The sequence below is a fragment of the Ancylobacter sp. VNQ12 genome (genome assembly GCF_049445835.1).
Classification (GTDB): Bacteria; Pseudomonadota; Alphaproteobacteria; order Rhizobiales; family Xanthobacteraceae; genus Ancylobacter.
Genome location: NZ_JBMSDU010000017.1, coordinates 78,784 through 91,683, shown reverse-complemented (window position 1 = coordinate 91,683; position 12,900 = coordinate 78,784). Strand labels below are relative to the sequence as shown.

General features: G+C 67.4%; 14 protein-coding genes. 6 read left to right on the top strand and 8 right to left on the bottom strand.

The window, feature by feature from the left end; genetic code table 11:
* The first annotated feature begins 8 nt into the window (after positions 1 to 8).
* The gene (locus ACO2RV_RS19550; protein ID WP_423295916.1) at positions 9 to 362 is read left to right on the top strand and encodes a tRNA-binding protein; all 354 of its coding nucleotides are present in this window, start codon (positions 9 to 11) and stop codon (positions 360 to 362) included.
* A gap of 7 nt (positions 363 to 369) precedes the next feature.
* Here ACO2RV_RS19550 and ACO2RV_RS19545 read toward each other — a convergent pair whose 3' ends face one another.
* The 3 genes from ACO2RV_RS19545 to ACO2RV_RS19535 are packed head-to-tail and all read right to left on the bottom strand — an operon-like array spanning position 370 to position 3,184.
* Complete coding sequence (locus ACO2RV_RS19545) at positions 370 to 1,776, bottom strand: ATP-binding protein (RefSeq protein ID WP_423295915.1); 1,407 nt, start codon at positions 1,774 to 1,776, stop codon at positions 370 to 372.
* Positions 1,773 to 2,498, bottom strand: coding sequence for a response regulator (locus tag ACO2RV_RS19540; RefSeq protein WP_423295914.1), 726 nt, complete (start codon positions 2,496 to 2,498; stop codon positions 1,773 to 1,775). Before ACO2RV_RS19540 ends, ACO2RV_RS19545 begins: the two co-directional genes overlap by 4 nt.
* Positions 2,499 to 2,509: 11 nt before the next feature.
* Positions 2,510 to 3,184 carry a MarR family winged helix-turn-helix transcriptional regulator gene (locus tag ACO2RV_RS19535; RefSeq protein WP_423295913.1) on the bottom strand — a complete coding sequence of 225 codons (675 nt, stop codon included), beginning with the start codon at positions 3,182 to 3,184 and terminating at the stop codon, positions 2,510 to 2,512.
* 249 nt (positions 3,185 to 3,433) lie between these two features.
* Between ACO2RV_RS19535 and ACO2RV_RS19530 the strand changes: the two genes are divergently transcribed.
* Positions 3,434 to 4,321 (top strand): branched-chain amino acid aminotransferase, encoded by an 888-nt coding sequence (locus tag ACO2RV_RS19530; RefSeq protein ID WP_423295912.1) that lies wholly within the window; start codon positions 3,434 to 3,436, stop codon positions 4,319 to 4,321.
* A 63-nt stretch (positions 4,322 to 4,384) separates the two neighbouring features.
* On the opposite strand, the gene ACO2RV_RS19525 is transcribed toward ACO2RV_RS19530, so the two are convergent.
* The 4 genes from ACO2RV_RS19525 to uvrC form a co-directional block, all read right to left on the bottom strand.
* Positions 4,385 to 4,843, bottom strand: coding sequence for a molybdenum cofactor biosynthesis protein MoaE (locus tag ACO2RV_RS19525; RefSeq protein ID WP_423295911.1), 459 nt, complete (start codon positions 4,841 to 4,843; stop codon positions 4,385 to 4,387).
* Positions 4,844 to 4,856: 13 nt separating this feature from the next.
* Positions 4,857 to 5,108 carry a molybdopterin converting factor subunit 1 gene (gene moaD, locus ACO2RV_RS19520; protein ID WP_423295910.1) on the bottom strand — a complete coding sequence of 84 codons (252 nt, stop codon included), beginning with the start codon at positions 5,106 to 5,108 and terminating at the stop codon, positions 4,857 to 4,859.
* Positions 5,105 to 5,698 (bottom strand): CDP-diacylglycerol--glycerol-3-phosphate 3-phosphatidyltransferase, encoded by a 594-nt coding sequence (gene pgsA / locus ACO2RV_RS19515; protein ID WP_423295909.1) that lies wholly within the window; start codon positions 5,696 to 5,698, stop codon positions 5,105 to 5,107. The genes moaD and pgsA overlap by 4 nt, the downstream gene beginning before the upstream one ends.
* A 167-nt stretch (positions 5,699 to 5,865) precedes the next feature.
* Entirely contained in the window at positions 5,866 to 8,103 is a 2,238-nt protein-coding gene (gene uvrC, locus ACO2RV_RS19510; RefSeq protein ID WP_423295908.1) for an excinuclease ABC subunit UvrC, read from the bottom strand.
* Positions 8,104 to 8,122: 19 nt separating this feature from the next.
* On the opposite strand from uvrC, the gene ACO2RV_RS19505 reads away from it, so the two are divergent.
* Positions 8,123 to 8,950 (top strand): FkbM family methyltransferase, encoded by an 828-nt coding sequence (locus tag ACO2RV_RS19505; protein WP_423295907.1) that lies wholly within the window; start codon positions 8,123 to 8,125, stop codon positions 8,948 to 8,950.
* Between the two features lie 77 nt (positions 8,951 to 9,027).
* A complete protein-coding gene (locus ACO2RV_RS19500) occupies positions 9,028 to 9,981 on the top strand; it encodes a DMT family transporter (RefSeq protein WP_423295906.1) in 954 nt (317 codons plus the stop codon).
* Positions 9,982 to 9,998: 17 nt separating this feature from the next.
* Here the strand turns inward: ACO2RV_RS19500 and ACO2RV_RS19495 are convergent, their stop codons facing one another.
* A complete protein-coding gene (locus tag ACO2RV_RS19495) occupies positions 9,999 to 10,799 on the bottom strand; it encodes an SDR family oxidoreductase (RefSeq protein ID WP_423295905.1) in 801 nt (266 codons plus the stop codon).
* Between the two features lie 340 nt (positions 10,800 to 11,139).
* Between ACO2RV_RS19495 and ACO2RV_RS19490 the strand changes: the two genes are divergently transcribed.
* Both ACO2RV_RS19490 and ACO2RV_RS19485 read left to right on the top strand, forming a co-directional pair.
* Positions 11,140 to 11,751, top strand: a complete 612-nt coding sequence (locus ACO2RV_RS19490; protein ID WP_423295904.1) for an outer membrane protein — start codon at positions 11,140 to 11,142, stop codon at positions 11,749 to 11,751.
* 426 nt (positions 11,752 to 12,177) lie between these two features.
* Positions 12,178 to 12,822, top strand: a complete 645-nt coding sequence (locus ACO2RV_RS19485; RefSeq protein WP_423295903.1) for an outer membrane protein — start codon at positions 12,178 to 12,180, stop codon at positions 12,820 to 12,822.
* The last annotated feature ends 78 nt before the right edge of the window (positions 12,823 to 12,900 follow it).

Below are 12,900 nucleotides of genomic sequence, written 5' to 3'. Positions count from 1 at the left end.
AGGGTTCCGTGAGTCTGGCGCCGCTGGAACAGATTTCGATCGCCGATTTCCTCAAGGTCGACGTCCGCGTCGGCACCATCATTCAGGCCGAGCCGTTTCCCGAGGCGCGCAAGCCGGCGATCAAGCTGGTGATCGATTTCGGGCCGCATATAGGCTGCCGGAAGTCCACCGCGCAGATCACCGTGCACTATGCGCCGGAGGATCTCATCGGGCGGCAGGTGGCGGCGGTGGTGAACTTCCCGCCGCGCCAGATCGGCCCGGCGATTTCCGAGGTGTTGACCCTCGGTTTCCCCGACGAAGACGGGGCGGTGGTGCTGTTCGCGCCCGATCGCGAAGTGCCGAACGGCGCGCGGCTGTTCTGAGCCGGGCCTAGACCGGAATCCGCACCGTCGCCCTCAATCCTCCCAGCGGGCTCTCGCCCAGCGTCACGTCGCCGCCATGCGAGCGTGCGGCGTCGCGGGCGATGGTGAGGCCGAGGCCGGAGCCGCCGGCATCCTGGTTGCGGGCATCGTCCAGCCGCACGAAGGGGCGGAACACGTCGTCGCGCCGGTCCGGCGGGATGCCGGGGCCGTCATCGTCGACGGTGATGGTGAGCCAGCGCTCGTCGCGCGTGCCGGTGATGGCGATGCGGGTGCCGTGGCGCCAGGCATTTGCTGCGAGATTGGCGAGGCAGCGGCGGAAAGCGTCGGGGCGCAGCATCACCATCGGGTCGTCGCCGGTGAAGCTGGCGGTGACCCTGGCGCCGTGGCGCTCGGCGTTGAAGCGGGTGTCGTCGATGATCCGCGACACGTCGACGGAGACCGGAGTCTCGCCGGTGTCGTCGCGGGCGAAGGCGAGATAAGCCTCCAGCATGCTCTGCAGCTCGTCGACATCCTTGCGCAGCGCCTCGGTCTCGACCGTGTCGCCGATGAGCGCCAGCTCCAGCTTGAAGCGGGTGAGGATGGTGCGCATGTCGTGGCTGACGCCGGCCAGCATGGTGGTGCGCTGCTCGATCTGCCGCTCGATGCGCCGGCGCATTTCCAGGAAGGCGAGTGCGGCTCCGCGCACCTCGCGCGCCCCGCGTGGGCGGAAGCCGGTGACGTCGCGCCCCTTGCCGAAGGCGATGGCGGCGTCCGCCAGCGCCTCGATCGGCTTGATCTGGTTGCGCAGGAACAGGATGGCGACGGCGAGCAGCACCAGCGAGGTGCCGACCATCCAGACCAGGAAGATGTGCGAGTTGGAGAGATAGGCCTGCGAACGGCGGGCGAAGACGCGCATCACCGTGCCGTCCAGCTGCACGCGCACTTCGAGCAGGTTCGACTTGCCGACCGTGTCGGTCCAGAAGGGCCGGCCGAGCCGCTTGCCGAGCTCGCTGGTGAAGGCGGAATCGAGGATGGAGAAGAACGGCTTCGGGCCGGGGGCGGGCAGGCGCTCTCCGGGCAGGAATTCCACCGTCAGGCCCATCGCGGTCTGGGCGATCTGCCGGATACGCTCCTGATCCTCGGGGGTGGGGAAATTCACCGCCAGGTCGGCCACGGCGGTGATGTCCTGCGACACCGCGGCGGAGAGGCGCCGCGTCACCGTGTTGTAGTGGCGCTCCATGAACACGAAGGCCAGCACCGATTGCAGGATCACCATCGGAGTGACGATGATGATCAGCGAGCGGGCGAACAGGCCCTTGGGCATGACGCGGTTGAACCATGCGCCGAAGCGGGCATTGTTCTCGCGCATGCGTGCCTGCGTATGCCGCAGCCGCGCGCGGGCGGCCCCGACCATATGGGTGTCGAGCAGGCTCAAGGCGCGACGACCAGCCGGTAGCCGACCCCCCGCACGGTCTGCACATAATTCGGGTTGGCCGGGTCCTTCTCGATCTTGCGGCGCAGGCGGTTGACCTGCACGTCGACGGCGCGGTCGCCGGCGGCGGCGCCGGGCGCGACCAGCGCCTGCCGGGGCACGGTGTCGCCCGGACGCTCGCCGAGCACGCGCAGCATGTCGCGCTCTCGGTCGGTGAGGCGCACAGGCTCGCCGTCGCGGGTCAGTTCGCCGCGCTCCAGATGGAAGGCGAACGGGCCGAAGCGCACCACCTCGATCACCTGCGTCGGCGGCGCGGCCGAGCGCTTGATGATGTTGCCGATGCGCAGCAGCAGCTCGCGCGGCTCGAACGGCTTGGCGAGATAGTCGTCCGCCCCGATCTCGAGGCCCTGGATGCGGTCCTCGGCATCCGAGCGCGCCGTCAGCATGAGGATCGGCACGCCCGAATCCACCCGCACCGCGCGGGCGAGTTCGAAACCGTTCTCGCCCGGCATCATCACGTCGAGGATGAGCAGGTCGAAGGTGAGCCCGCCGAGGCGCGCGCGCGCGTCCGCCGCGGATTCGGCGGTGGTCACGCGGTAGCCGTGCTCGGTGAGGAAGCGCGAGAGCAGGTCGCGGATGCGCCGATCGTCGTCGACGATCAGCAGATGCACGGCGTCGTCGGCCAGCATGGCGCGGCCGGTGGCCTCGGCGGTGGCATTGAGCATTGACGTCTCCCTCAACCCGCGGGTCGCGTGAGCGGCGCGTTCCTGGTGCCCACATCCTTGGCACCGGCATCCTTGACGGCCGTCCCCTTGGCGGGAATGCCTCCCTTTGCCGGAACACCCTTGCCGCCGGCCCGCGATTCCGCCGACTGGTCGGCGCGCGCGATCAGCTTCTCGACCGCGCCGCGATCCTCGGGGTCGATCATGGCGACAAGAAAGCGGCGCCCCTGCTCGCGCGAATCCGCACCGCATTCCTCCAGGGCCCGCCGGATGCGCCGCGACTGGATGGCGACGAATTCCTGCGCCAGCGCCTCGCCCTTCGGCGTGAGGTGGAGCAGCCGCTGGCGGCGGTCGGAGGAGCCGGCGCGGCTGTCGATGAAGCCCTGGTCGACCAACTCGCGCAGCACGCGCCCGAGGCTCTGCTTGGTGATGCGCAGGATGTCGAGCAAGTCCGTCACGCGCATACTAGGGTGGCGATAGACGAAGTGCAGCACGCGGTGATGCGCACGACCGAAGCCGATGCCCTGCAGGATCTCGTCCGGATCGGAGACGAAGTTCCTGTAGGCAAAGAAGAAAAGCTCGATCAGATCGACCAGCGGCTCGCCGTCGCCCGCACCGGCGGGACGGCCGGGAACGACGGGTTCGCCCTTGGCAGGGCGCGACGGCAGCGAGACATTTATGTCAGCCATGTTGACTTTTTTCGTTATGATCGTTACCCAGATGTCCCGTTCAACGAAAGGATCGTTCGGCTCGGCCGGGCAATCCTGACGCGAACGGGATAGACTAGCCGCCCCTGCGCGGGGTGGCGAACGATAACGGGACTTCGGCTGCGAGGCAAAGTATTGCGCTCGTGGAACAATGCCGAAGCCGCCACGCTGAAGGAACAGAAGGCCGCGACGTCTCCATGGGCGTCCGTGGCCTGTTTGGGAGATGCAACCATGGCAAGCGAGCCTTTCGACAAACGCAGTGGCTGGATCTGGTATGACGGCGCCTTCGTGCCGTGGCAGGATGCCCAGGTCCATGTTCTGACCCACGGGCTGCATTATGGCAGCTGCGTATTCGAGGGCGAGCGCGCCTATGGCGGCGAGATTTTCAAGCTCGACGAGCACACGCTGCGTCTGAAGGAGAGCGCCCGGCTGCTCGACTTCGAGATTCCCTACAGCGAGGCCGAGATCAACGCCGCCTGCCGCGAACTGCTGGCCAAGCAGAAGCTGAAGGATGCCTATCTGCGCCCCGTCGCCTGGCGCGGCTCGGACATGATGGGCGTCTCGGCGCAGCACAACCAGATCCACCTCGCCATCGCGGCGTGGGAATGGCCGAGCTATTTCGATCCGGCCGAGCGCCTGAAGGGCATCCGCATCGGCCAGGCGAAGTATCGCCGTCCCGATCCGCTGACCGCACCCTCGACCTCGAAGGCGGCGGGTCTGTACATGATCTGCACCATCTCCAAGCATGCTGCGGAACGCGAAGGCTATGCCGACGCGCTGATGCTGGACTGGCGCGGCCGCGTGGCCGAATGCACCGGCGCCAACATCTTCTTCGTCAAGAACGGCGTCATCCACACGCCCGAGGCCGACGCGTTCCTGAACGGCATCACCCGCCAGACGGTGCTCGACCTCGCCAGGCGGCGCGGCTTCGAAGTGCATGAGCGGGCGATCATGCCGGAAGAGCTGGAGAGCTTCGACGAGTGCTTCATCACCGGCACTGCCGCCGAGGTGACGCCGGTGTCGGAGATCGCCGGCCGCCACTATCAGCCGGGTCCCGTCACCAAGACGCTGTTCGACGACTACATGGCCGAGGTGCAGCCCAAGAAGGCGGCGGCGTGAGGCACTCTTCGCGTCGATGAAATGAAAATGCCGGCCTTCGGGCCGGCATTTTTGTTTCCAGGTTCACCCCCACCGCTCCGCGGCCTCGTCGTCCGTGTCCTTGGCGGCGACCCAGCTGTTGGTGGCCTCCCGCTCCTCCAGCTTCCAGAACGGCGCGCGGGTCTTCAGCCAGTCCATCAGGAACTCGGCGGCTTCAAAAGCGGCGGTGCGGTGCGACGAGGTGGTGACGACCAGCACGATGTTGTCGCCCGGCACCATCCGCCCGAAGCGGTGAATGACGGTGGCACCGAGTAGCGGCCAGCGGTCGCGCGCCTCGATGACGAGGCGGCCGATCTCTTCTTCCGCCATGCCGGGATAATGCTCCAGCGTCAGCGCGATGAGCGGGGCGCCGCCTTGCGCGTCGTCCTTGCGGCAGAGGCCGGTGAAGGTGACGACGGCGCCGACATCGTTGCGCCCGCGCGTGAGGGCGGCGGCCTCGGCGGCGGCGTCGAAATCCTCGGACTGGATGCGGACGGTGAACATGCCGCTCTCCTGTTCAGCCGCCCGTCATGGGCGGGAAGAAAGCCACTTCGCTGGCGGAGCCGATCGGCGTGTCGGGCTTGGCGTGCTTGCGGTCCAGCGCGGCGCGCACCACGCGCGGATTCTCGAAGGCATGGGCATAGCCCTCGCCACGGTCCTTCAGATGGGCGGCGAGCTCGGCCACGGTGTGCACGCCGGCCGGCACCTCGATGTCCTCGCCCTCAAGCCCGATGCGCTCGCGCACCCAGGCGAAATAGAGAATCTTCAACGCTCGTCCTCGATCAGATGGCGCGCCCCGGCGCGGAAATAGTCCCAGCCCGTATATAGGGTGAGAACCGCCGCGACCCAGAGCAGCACGATGCCGACCAGGGTGATGCCGGGAACCAGCTTGTCCGCCGCCGGACCGGCGAGCAGCACGCCGACCGCGACCAGCTGCGCCGTGGTCTTCCATTTGGCGAGACGGGTGACGGGAACGCTGACCCGCAGCTCGGCAAGGAATTCGCGCAGGCCCGAGACCAGGATCTCGCGGCACAGGATGACGGTGGCGGCCCAGAGCGACCAGCCGCGAATCGTGCCGTCCGAGGCCAGCATCAGCAGTGAGATCGAGACCAGCAGCTTGTCGGCGATGGGGTCGAGCATGCGGCCGATGGCCGATTGCTGCTGCCAGGCGCGGGCGAGATAGCCGTCGAAGAAATCGGTGATGGCGGCGACGATGTAGAGCGCGAGGGCCAGCCAGCGCAGCCACAGGCCGCCGGCGAGGATGTCGGACCAGAACAGGCAGCCAGCAACCAACGGCACCGCCACGCAGCGGCCATAGGTCAGAAGATTGGGCAGCGAGAAGGCGTGGCCGCGTTTCATATGACCCGGCTCCCGTACCGTCGGCTGGCTGCTCGCGACATCGACCATGGTTTGCTGGTCTCCTGGAGAACGGACGTAGCCATGCGGGTGACATACGTCAATCGCAAGCGCTCATCTTGGCGGCGCGCTGTGACCATCGCGTGGCGGTTCGCGCCGCGCCCGGCCGCCTAGCCGGGTTTGGCGTGGAAGAAATCATACACCGCCCGCGCCGTCGCCGCGTTAACGCCGGGCACGGCTTCGAGATCGGCGAGCGAGGCACGCTCGATCGCCTTCAGCGTTCCGAAATGGCGCAGCAGCGCGCGCTTGCGGGTGGGGCCGATGCCAGGAATCTCCTGCAGGCCGGCCTGGGTGATGTCCTTCTTGCGCCGGGCGCGGTGCGAGCCGATGGCGAAGCGGTGCGCCTCGTCGCGCAGGCGCTGCACGAAATAGAGCACCGGGTCGCGCGGCTCCAGCCGGAAGGGCTCGCGTCCCCGGACGTAGAACGTCTCGCGACCGGCGTCACGATCCGGCCCCTTGGCGACGCCGACGAGGGGCACGTCGTGAATACCGAGCTCCGCCAGGGTTTCCGCCGTTGCCTTGAGCTGGCCCGGCCCGCCATCGATGAGCAGCAGGTCCGGCCAGGCGGTGGAGGCGGCCTCGGCTTCATCTCCCTCTCCCCCCGGGGGAGAGGGTTGGGGTGAGGGGGGAGGAGCGTCGAGCGTGGAGAGCGACACAGCCGGTGGAGCGTCCCCCTCACCCGCCGGCTGCGCCGTCGACCTCTCCCCCTCGGGGAGAGGTGAAATATTGCGCGGATTCTCCCGCAGCAGCCGCGAGAAGCGCCGCGTCAGCACCTCGCGCATCATGCCGTAATCGTCGCCGGGGGTGAGCTCTGTCGAGCGGATGTTGAACTTGCGGTACTGGCTCTTGGCGAATCCTTCCGGCCCGGCGACGATCATGCCGCCGACTGCGTTGGTGCCCATGATGTGGCTGTTGTCGTAGACCTCGATGCGCTTGGGGCTCGCCGGCAGCGAGAAGGCGCGCGCCAGCTCGTCCAGCAGCCGGGCCTGGCTGGCGCTCTCGGCGAGCTTGCGGCCGAGCGCCTCCCGCGCATTCTGCAAGGCGTGCTCGACCAGCTCGCGCTTCTCGCCGCGCTTCGGCGTCGCGATCTCGACGCGGTGGCCGGCGCGGGTGGCGAGCGCTTCCTCCAGCAGTTCGCGCTCGGCAATGTCGTGGCTGAGCAGGATGAGCGCCGGGCAGGGCTTGTCCTCGTAGAACTGGGCGAGGAAAGATTCCAGCACCTCGCCGGGGCCGAGCGAGCGGTCGGCGCGCGGATAGAGCGCGTGGTTGCCCCAGTTCTGCCCGGTGCGGAAGAAGAACACCTGCACGCAGGTCGCCCCGCCCTCCTGATGGATGGCGAACACATCCGCCTCCTCCACCGAGCGCGGGTTGATGCCCTGCGTTCCCTGTACGGCGGAGAGCGCCGCGAGGCGGTCGCGCAGCACGGCGGCGCGCTCGAATTCCAGATCCTCGGCGGCATGCTCCATCTCGCGGGCAAGCTGCTCCTTCACCACCCGGCTCTTGCCGGACAGGAACTCGCGCGCCTCGCGGACATATTCGGCGTAGTCGGCGTGGCTCACCTCGCCGGTGCAGGGGCCGGCACAGCGCTTGATCTGGAACAAGAGGCAGGGGCGGGTGCGCGCCTCGTAGAAACTGTCGGAGCAGGAGCGCACCAGGAACGCCTTTTGCAGCGCGTTGATGGTGCGGTTCACCGCCCAGACCGAGGCGAAGGGGCCGTAATAGTCGCCCGGCCGGTTGCGCGCGCCGCGATGCTTGGTGATCTGCGGCGCGTCGTGGTCGCGGGTGATCAGGATGTAGGGAAACGACTTGTCGTCACGCAGCAGCACGTTGAAGCGCGGGCGCAGCTGCTTGATGAGGTTGGCCTCCAGCAACAGCGCCTCGGTCTCCGTGCCGGTGGAGACGAACTCCATCTCGGCGGTGGCGGCGACCATGCGCATGATGCGGGCGGTGAGGCCGGTCGGGCGCGTATAGGCGACGATGCGGCGCTTGATGCTCTTGGCCTTGCCGACATAGAGCACCGTGCCGTCCGACCCGACCATGCGGTAGACGCCGGGGCCATTCGGCGCGTGCTTGATGGCGCGCTGGATCGCGGCGCGGCCCACCGCCACCGTGCCGGCGGCCGGCTCGGCCTCGTCGGCCTCCTCGGCAAGAAGAAGCAGTTCGTCGTCCGCCTCGGCACCGGCGATGTCGTCGGCGTCTTCGAGGTCGGGGGGCGGCAGATCGTTGGGGAGACGGGCGCTCATCCCGCCTAGATACGAATTCCTGCCCGGCGGGAACAGGGGGGCTTCGCGTAGGGGTGTGCCTTGGCGCGGGAAGCTCCTATCTAGAGAGGGGGGTGTGCACCGCATGGGTCAAGGAGCCGCCGAAATGCTGACCGGTCTGAGGACGGTGGGAGAGCGTTACCTGCCGGGAATCTTCGGTGTGCTCAGCGACGTCGCCGACCGCCACGTGGCACGCGACGGCGCCAGCGAGATTCAGCTGCTGCCGCTGCTGGTGCGACCCGGCGAGCTCGCCTGCGATGTCGGCGCCAATCGGGGATTGTTCAGCTACTGGCTGTTGAAGCTCGGCGCGCGGGTGGCGACCTTCGAGCCGAACCCGCAGATGGCCCGCGTGCTGCGCCGCCGCTTCGCCGCGGCGCTGAAGCAGGGGCGCATGCGGCTGTTCGAGGGCGCGCTGAGCGATCGACCCGGTTCTGCCGAACTGCATGTCCCGCGCGGCTACTCGCCGCTGGCGACGATCGACGGGGCGGCCCTGGACCATGACCTAGCGGTCGACGTTGTGGCGGTGAACTGTCTTCGGCTCGATGATTGCGTGGGCGAGGACGTCGCCTTCATCAAGATCGATGTCGAGGGACACGAACAGCATGTGCTCGACGGGGCGCGGCGCCTGCTGCTCGCCAGCAAGCCCACCCTGCTGATCGAGGCCGAGGAGCGCCATCGCCCCGGCGCCGTGGCCGGGCTGCGGGCCAGCCTCGAACCGCTCGGCTATGAGGGGTTCTTCGTGCTTGCCGACGGCCTGCATCCCCTGTCGGGCTTCGATCCCGCGCGCCATCAGCGGCTCGATGCGCTGAACGAGGCCGGCACGGGCGCGCTGGCGCCGTTCGGCTATATCAACAATTTCGTCTTCGTCGCCCGGCCGGAGGTGCGCGAGCGGCTCGCCGGATGGCGCCCGCACCGCACCTTGCCTTTCGCCTGAGGCCAATCCGCGCTTCTGTCCGATCTGCCATGCGGGCTTGTGGCTGCGCTGGGCGCGAAATGCGGGTAAGGGGAGATATGTCCCGCCCCGCCAGTACCCCCTCGCAGCCAACCGTTTCCGCCGCGCACCTGCCGGTGGCCGGCTACGTCTTCGGCGCGGCCGGCGCCGTGCTGTTCGCCTCCAAGGCCATCATCATTAAGCTCGCCTATGCGGAAGGGATCGATCCCGAGACTCTGCTGGCGCTGCGCCTGGCGTTCTCGCTGCCGTTCTATCTCGTCATCGGTGCCTTCGCCGTGCATGGCCTGCACCGGCGGGGCGAGGCGCTGCCGAGCCTGAAGATCCTCGCGCAGTCGGCCGGTGTCGGCGCGCTGGGCTACTGGTTCTCCAGCTACGTCGACTTCCTCGGGCTGCAATACATCTCCGCCTCGTTCGAGCGGCTGATCCTGTTCACCTATCCGCTGTTCGTGGTGCTGTTCGGCGCGCTGCTGTTCGGCCAGCCGGTTCGCCTGCGGGCGCTGTGGGCCTTCGCCGTGGCCTATTCCGGCCTCGCCATGATCTTCGCGCAGAATTTCTCCGCCGCCGGAAGCGACACCGCGCGCGGCGCCGCGCTGGTCGGCGCGGCGGCGGTGAGCTTCGCGCTGTACCAGCTGATGGCGCGCAAGCTGCTGAATCACATAGGCTCGGCGCTGTTCACCTGCGTGGCGATGATTTCCGCCTGCGTCGTCGCGCTCGGCCAGTTCGCCCTGGTGCGCCCGCTGGAGGCGCTGCTGGTGTCGCCGCACATGTTCACGCTGGCGCTGATGATCGCGATCGGCGCGACGGTGCTGCCGACCTTCCTGATGAACGCCGCGCTGAAGCGCATTTCGGCACAGGCCAATTCGATGATCTCGACGGTCAGCCCGGTGGCGACGATGGCGCTGGCCTTCCTCTTCCTCGGCGAGACCGCGTCGGTGACGGAGCTGGTCGGCGCCGGGCTGGTGGTCGGCGGGATCGGTTGGTTCACCCTCGCCGACAGCCGTCGTCGCCGCTGATCGCCGCACCGCGAGGCTCATTCGGGTGCCAGCGTGTCCGGGGTCTGCCAGGCGAGATGCTGGCCGCCATCGACCGCGAGCATCTGTCCCGTCACGCTCTCGGCGCGGGCGAGAAACAACACCGCCTCGGCGATCTCCCCCGGTAGCGGGCCACGCCCGAGCGGCACCGCAGCCGCCTGCCGGGCGAAATCCTCGGGGCGCTGGCGCTGATTGGCCAGCGTCGGGCCGGGCGCGACCGCATTGACCCGCACGCGCGGCGCGAGCGCCTGCGCCATCAGCCGGGTGGCGTCCCACAGGCCGTTCTTGGTCAGGCTGTAGGAGAGATAGGTCGGCGTCGGCTTCAGCACGCGCTGGTCGATCAGATTGACGACGCAGCCCTTCATGTCCGGCGGCAATTGCGCGGCAAGTGCCTCGGCGAGGAAGGCCGGTGCGCGCAGATTGACGGCGAAGTGCCGGTCCCAGCGGGCGATGTCGAGAACGCCGACCCCGTCCGGGTGGAATTCGGAGGCGTTGTTGACAAGCAGGCTCACCGCGCCCAGCGCGGCATTGGCCTGCGGCAGCAGCGCGGCGACCGCGTCGGCATCGGCAAGCTCCGCCGCCACCACGGCGGCGCGCGCCCCGGCCGCTTCCACGGCGAGGCGGCAGCTTTCCGCCTCGGGGCCGGGCTGCCGGACATGAATGACGATGTCATAGCCCGCGCCCGCCAGCGTCAGGCAGATGGCGCGGCCGATGCGCACCGCGCCGCCGGTCACCAGCGCGACCGGGCGCGTCGCGCCGGCATGCCGTGCGCCGATCGCGGTGTTCAACTTCGAATCCATGCCGTTTCAATGCCTCGCCCTGCCGGCAACGTCCATCAGTCTGCCATGGTTACGCCTCTGCCCGGTTGCCGGATCACACGCGCTCGAGCGGCGGGCAGGGGGGTAGTCTTCCGTTAAACATGAAATCGCGGAAACAAGAGAGCGCTCAGTGGGCCGGTAGCGGCGCTATCCGACTTCGAATGGCAAAGGTAAACACGATAGAAGAAGAGAAAACCAAGCATTAAGCATAATACATCCTTTAGGCGTGGCCTAAGATTCTGCTCATACATTTATGAGAGCGTCACCGTTACCGGAATTATGGACCGGCGCTGAGCGCCGTGACGTGACGCAGGAGACCAATATGAACAGCAAGATCATCGCGGGGCTGGGGCTGGCCGCAGCCCTCATCGCCACGCCGGCTGCCGCCGCGGACCTCAGCTATCCCCAGCAGAGCTACGCCTATGCGCCGGCGCCGGCCTTCACCTGGACCGGCTTCTATCTCGGTGCCAATGTCGGCTACGGTTTCGGCGAGGCCGATTTCTCCGATGATACCGACGGCTTCGTCGGCGGCATCCAGGCCGGTTACAACTGGCAGTTCGCCAACAACTTCGTGCTCGGCATCGAGGCGGATCTGCAGGGCACCAATGTCGGCAGCCCGACCTATGAGCTCGACTATTTCGGCACCATCCGGGCCCGCGCCGGCTTTAGCTTCAACCAGGTCCTGCTCTACGGCACCGCCGGCTTCGCCTATGGAAGCGGCACTTATGAGCTGCTGGGCCTGTCGAACTCCCAGACCAGCACGGGCTGGACGGTCGGCGGCGGCGGCGAATACGCCTTCGACAACAATTGGAGCGTGAAGGCCGAGTACCTCTATGTCGATCTCGGCACCGAGTCCTATGCAACCCTCGCCGGTCCGCTGGAGGTTGGCACGACCACCAACGTCCTGCGTGCGGGTGTGAACTACCGCTTCTGACGCGGGTGCGGCACCCGCCGGTCCGCCGGAACGGTCCAGTCCGGCGGGACCAGGCTCGGTCGCCTTCGTTTCGACGGCCGCTGCCGTTTTCCAGCAGGGAGAATGGGGCGGCCAAAGTGCCTTGAATGCGCGGTCAAGAGGCAGGGATGCCGGAATTTGTGGTGTTCCTGCAACAGGTGGTCGGCATTCGCAGTGTGAATATGGCGGAATTGTTACAGCGAAACCCGCTCTGACAACTGCGCAAATACCTCCGATGAATCAGTCTTCACAAGGTTTCGCGGCTGAAGCTCACGACAGTGTGAAGGCCGATTTTACCGCCAGAATGGCGAATTTTGCCGCAATCTAGCCCTCGACGTGCCTATCTACACGCCTATCTCACCTCTCGAACTTAACTTGAGTTCCGTTTGCAGTTGCTCGGAGAGTACCATGAAGAAGATCATCAGCTCGGGTGTTGTCGCCGCCGCCCTTCTCGCCGCGGCGCCCGCCTTCGCGGCCGACCTCGCTAAGTCTTATCCCGTCAAGGCTCCGGTCGTTGTCGCCGAGCCGGTCTTCTCCTGGACCGGCTTCTACCTCGGCGGTAACGCCGGTGGCGCGTGGGGTTCGGTCGACGGCGACGCCGGCATCCTCGACATGAGCCCGTCGGGGTTCATCGGCGGTGGCCAGATCGGCTATAACTTCCAGTTCGACAACAACGTCGTGCTCGGTATCGAAGCCGACTTCCAGGGTTCGGACGTGTCCGACACCTCGTTCGGCATCCAGTCGAAGCTCGACTATTTCGGCACCGTTCGCGGCCGTATCGGTTACGCCTTCGACCACATCCTGCCGTACTTCACCGGCGGTTTCGCTTGGGGCCACAACAAGGTGACCGACCAGTTCACCGGCTTCGAGACCAGCAACACCCTGACCGGCTGGACCGTCGGCGGCGGCGTCGAGTACGCCCTGACCAACAACTGGACCGTGAAGGGCGAGTACCTCTACATGGATCTCGGCGACGACTACTACGACAGCATCGGCGCCAACAGCGGCCTGACCGCTTCGGTCGTCCGCGCCGGCATCAACTACAAGTTCTGATGCCGCGGCCGGCAACGGCCTGCGATCTCTGCGAAACCCCGGGCGGCAACGCCCGGGGTTTTGTTTTTGCGTCCTGCC

What these genes read in the sequence shown, in the direction of transcription:
- ACO2RV_RS19505 (WP_423295907.1), top strand. Translation starts at nt 8,123, where the DNA reads ATGCTGACCGGTCTGAGGACGGTGGGAGAGCGTTACCTGCCGGGAATC.
- ACO2RV_RS19535 (WP_423295913.1), bottom strand. Translation starts at nt 3,184, where the DNA reads ATGGCTGACATAAATGTCTCGCTGCCGTCGCGCCCTGCCAAGGGCGAA.
- uvrC (WP_423295908.1), bottom strand. Translation starts at nt 8,103, where the DNA reads ATGCGGTGCACACCCCCCTCTCTAGATAGGAGCTTCCCGCGCCAAGGC.
- ACO2RV_RS19500 (WP_423295906.1), top strand. Translation starts at nt 9,028, where the DNA reads ATGTCCCGCCCCGCCAGTACCCCCTCGCAGCCAACCGTTTCCGCCGCG.
- ACO2RV_RS19490 (WP_423295904.1), top strand. Translation starts at nt 11,140, where the DNA reads ATGAACAGCAAGATCATCGCGGGGCTGGGGCTGGCCGCAGCCCTCATC.
- ACO2RV_RS19540 (WP_423295914.1), bottom strand. Translation starts at nt 2,498, where the DNA reads ATGCTCAATGCCACCGCCGAGGCCACCGGCCGCGCCATGCTGGCCGAC.
- ACO2RV_RS19485 (WP_423295903.1), top strand. Translation starts at nt 12,178, where the DNA reads ATGAAGAAGATCATCAGCTCGGGTGTTGTCGCCGCCGCCCTTCTCGCC.
- pgsA (WP_423295909.1), bottom strand. Translation starts at nt 5,698, where the DNA reads ATGAAACGCGGCCACGCCTTCTCGCTGCCCAATCTTCTGACCTATGGC.
- ACO2RV_RS19495 (WP_423295905.1), bottom strand. Translation starts at nt 10,799, where the DNA reads ATGGATTCGAAGTTGAACACCGCGATCGGCGCACGGCATGCCGGCGCG.
- ACO2RV_RS19525 (WP_423295911.1), bottom strand. Translation starts at nt 4,843, where the DNA reads ATGTTCACCGTCCGCATCCAGTCCGAGGATTTCGACGCCGCCGCCGAG.
- ACO2RV_RS19530 (WP_423295912.1), top strand. Translation starts at nt 3,434, where the DNA reads ATGGCAAGCGAGCCTTTCGACAAACGCAGTGGCTGGATCTGGTATGAC.